General features: G+C 44.4%; 4 protein-coding genes. 3 read left to right on the top strand and 1 reads right to left on the bottom strand.

What is annotated here, in order from left to right; all coding sequences use genetic code 11:
- Positions 1-222: 222 nt before the first annotated feature.
- Positions 223-633 carry a hypothetical protein gene (locus ACFFAP_RS37570; RefSeq protein WP_375515963.1) on the top strand — a complete coding sequence of 137 codons (411 nt, stop codon included), beginning with the start codon at positions 223-225 and terminating at the stop codon, positions 631-633.
- A gap of 320 nt (positions 634-953) precedes the next feature.
- Positions 954-1328: a hypothetical protein gene (locus ACFFAP_RS37565; RefSeq protein ID WP_375515962.1), complete on the top strand. Its 375-nt coding sequence runs from the start codon at positions 954-956 to the stop codon at positions 1326-1328.
- A gap of 601 nt (positions 1329-1929) precedes the next feature.
- Here ACFFAP_RS37565 and ACFFAP_RS37560 read toward each other — a convergent pair.
- Positions 1930-2100, bottom strand: coding sequence for a hypothetical protein (locus tag ACFFAP_RS37560; RefSeq protein WP_375515961.1), 171 nt, complete (start codon positions 2098-2100; stop codon positions 1930-1932).
- A 436-nt stretch (positions 2101-2536) separates the two neighbouring features.
- Between ACFFAP_RS37560 and ACFFAP_RS37555 the strand changes: the two genes are divergently transcribed.
- Positions 2537-2992, top strand: a complete 456-nt coding sequence (locus ACFFAP_RS37555) for a reverse transcriptase N-terminal domain-containing protein (protein ID WP_375515960.1) — start codon at positions 2537-2539, stop codon at positions 2990-2992.
- Positions 2993-3045: the final 53 nt, after the last annotated feature.

Here is a 3045-nt window from a genome sequence, read left to right as displayed (position 1 = left end):
CCCCAACGGGGCTTGGTCAAGGGATTTAGACTAGTTTGCATCTGTATGACAATTGTTGTTACTGATGCTGTCTGATGTTAGACAGAATGTCTGTCTAACATCGCCAAAGCTAACAAATGCAAGGGTTTGGCTTTGAATGGTATTTCCCTCCGCTTAATCAACAATTGCTCAAGATGGTTGGGTCAAACAATAAACGCGAACAATTAACCTTGGTCAATTAATATGTCAGAGACGACACAATTACGAGTACAAGAATTAGCCTGCTTCGCCCAAGAGCAAGACTTCAATCAGCAATATCGACAGTATTTCGGGGATGTCTGGGAGGAAGCAGGTGTAAAAAATATTTCTCAGATGACCGGACAAGATGCCGAACAGACCTTAAAGATTCTGGCGGATAGTGAAGCATCCCCGCAATTCATTAAAAGCTTATTGGCACAAGCAGCAATTGATGGTGCGTCACCGCAGGTTTTAGAGTATTTTCTAGCAAGCGACATTGACGGCGATGGACGGACTTTGGCGACTGTTATATTTCAGGATGGGACAAATCCATTGCAGCCAGATACACCCCAGCTACCACCCAAGGCACAGGTTTTATCTCCATCTCCAACTGAAGATTTAGACTGGGAAATATAGCATATATTCTCAACCTTTACTAGCAACCTGAGCTTTGATTTTTTCAGTACTCAAGTTGCTAGTTCTTTTTAGAAAGCATATTTAAACTTCTTAAGTTAGATACGAGTTCCATTTTTCAAAAAGCACACTAGTAGTTCGCCAAGTGAACTTGGCTCTTTTAAGGGAAAAGGGAAAGGGGGAAAGGTTTTAAATCCTTTACCCCTTACCCCTTCCCCAGCCCTCACAAGCGCATCTTTGGGTTGGCAGACTACTAGGGTGTAATTGAATTATCGATTACACCTGTTCCCTCAACTAACTCAACAACTAAAGAAGGCCATAGTATGACTTTATTAGGTATTAATAGACCTTTAGATACAACCCAGGCAAAACTGTGGGATGAGCGCGATTTATCTACAAGCGATCGCCGCCGGGAGCATCTAGAAATTCTCCTGTGCCAGAAAGTACAGATAGGTGAAGACCCTAGCTTGTGTGAGAAAGTATTAGATTATCTATATTTGTCGGCATTTCAGCAAAATATCAATCGCATTACTGTCCAAAAGGAAAAAGAAAGGTCAGTATTTGCCTCCCTACAGCAAGTGATTATTACGTCTTTTGCTATTTTAGGGATGTTTGCGTTCCTTGCCGCCGCTTCCAACAAGTCAGTTGTGCGCTCGTCTGGGGTAATCCCTCCAGCTATAGAACGGCAAGTCAATTAACCAAACAATTCGCTTTTTCGCCCAGGCAGACAACGGAAGATCAACTGAAAGTAATGTGGGCTGAAGTAGTCAGAGAACACTCGGCATTCAATTCACTGCACAATTAATCATTACAGCCTTTGCCATTTTACGAAGGATTGCCTTTTTTAACGAGGCGTTTCGCTCTGCCAAACCATCGGCTGCTGCTAACCTGCCTGCTGTTCAAGCTCCTTAAAAGGATGTTACTAAAAAGCTGAAAGCGCTGTTTGATGTGCGATTCGTTCAGTCAAAACCTGAAAAGGAGGACGGCTGGCTTTGGTTGAGTAACCCATTCCAGGGTAGAGTTCGCACTTTAATCCTCAACCAATGACAACTCAATATCCATATAGGTGAGGAAATCTAGCCGAGCCAGCAGCTAAGAAAGCTAGAAGAAAAAGGGAAAGATTGAAGTTACCAACTTGAATTATAACCCAATCAAAATACACCAAGTCCTACTATCCCGGTGCGGGATTAAAAGCACACAAACTACCAATACAAATTGGTAGCCCCTACATCCAAGACTGATTATCAAAGGTGTAAAGCGGGGGTGAAAGCAGGAATAGGCGGTAATAGCTGAAAGCGTCTACTGCAAGCAAGAGTCTATGGGTAGAACAGGCAAAGTGTCGTTTGAACCACCGTTAGGCGCTGCCAAGGGTAATAAGCTAGTGGTTAAATACCACACCTCTTGGGTTGGAAATAACCGACAAAGGTAGAGACTATCAGGATTATCAGACCGTGATAGCGCACCACTCATAACCTCGATGGATAGACACACCCTAAAGGCTCAATGATGGATATTGGGAACGAAATAACCCTTCATGTTCTCCTGAAATTGGTAACAGGTAGGAATGGCACTAAGAAAAGCCCAAAGGCTTGTGTAGCCTCGTTCCCAGTCTTAAGACTGGGAACGTATTCCGAGAGGCTCTGCCTCTCGTCAAGAAAGAGGAGGCGGAGCCTCCTATGATGGATTCCCGGCCTGGAGGCTGGGAACCAGTCAGGGCAAGGGCTGTATCTTAACTTAGTGCCATTCGTAACAGGTAGGCATCAGCCATAAGGCATGAAGGCGCAGGATGACTCAAGAAGCAAATGCCTAACCCGAATTAACGGGTAATGCCTTAAAAGGGATGGCGTAACTTCCAGGATAAGCTGACGTGAGCCGCAGTGTGGGAAAGCTAGAGGTAACATTAGCCATGAATAAGCCTAATTCGGATTTAGTAATGAATACCGAGGGATGGAAAACAATCAAATGGCGACGAGCTGAAAGATATGTTTTCAAGTTGCAAAAACGCATCTATGCTGCTTCCCGCCGAGGTGATGTCAAGCAATGCCGTAAACTCCAAAAGATGCTGATGAGGTCTTGGTCTAATAGGGTGTTAGCGGTACGACGGGTTACACAAGATAACCAAGGTAAAAAGACGGCAGGTGTGGACGGTATTAAATCACTGCCCCAAAAAGCACGTCTTGAACTGGCAGGGCAATTAAAACTTACTGGCAAATCCAAACCTACCCGTAGAGTATGGATTCCAAAACCAGGAATAGAAGAAAAACGCCCATTAGGAATACCCACAATGTATGACCGCGCACTACAAGCTGTATTAAAAGCTGCACTTGAGCCAGAATGGGAGGCGGTGTTCGAGCCAAATTAGTAAACTCAGCGAGTTCCTCACGAAACTCGCTGGTCTTCAAAACCGTGCTTAAT

The sequence above is a fragment of the uncultured Nostoc sp. genome (assembly GCF_964245575.1).
Taxonomy (GTDB): Bacteria; Cyanobacteriota; Cyanobacteriia; order Cyanobacteriales; family Nostocaceae; genus Nostoc.
Note: the sequence above shows the minus strand (reverse complement) of the source record. Positions and strands in the feature narration are given on the sequence as shown.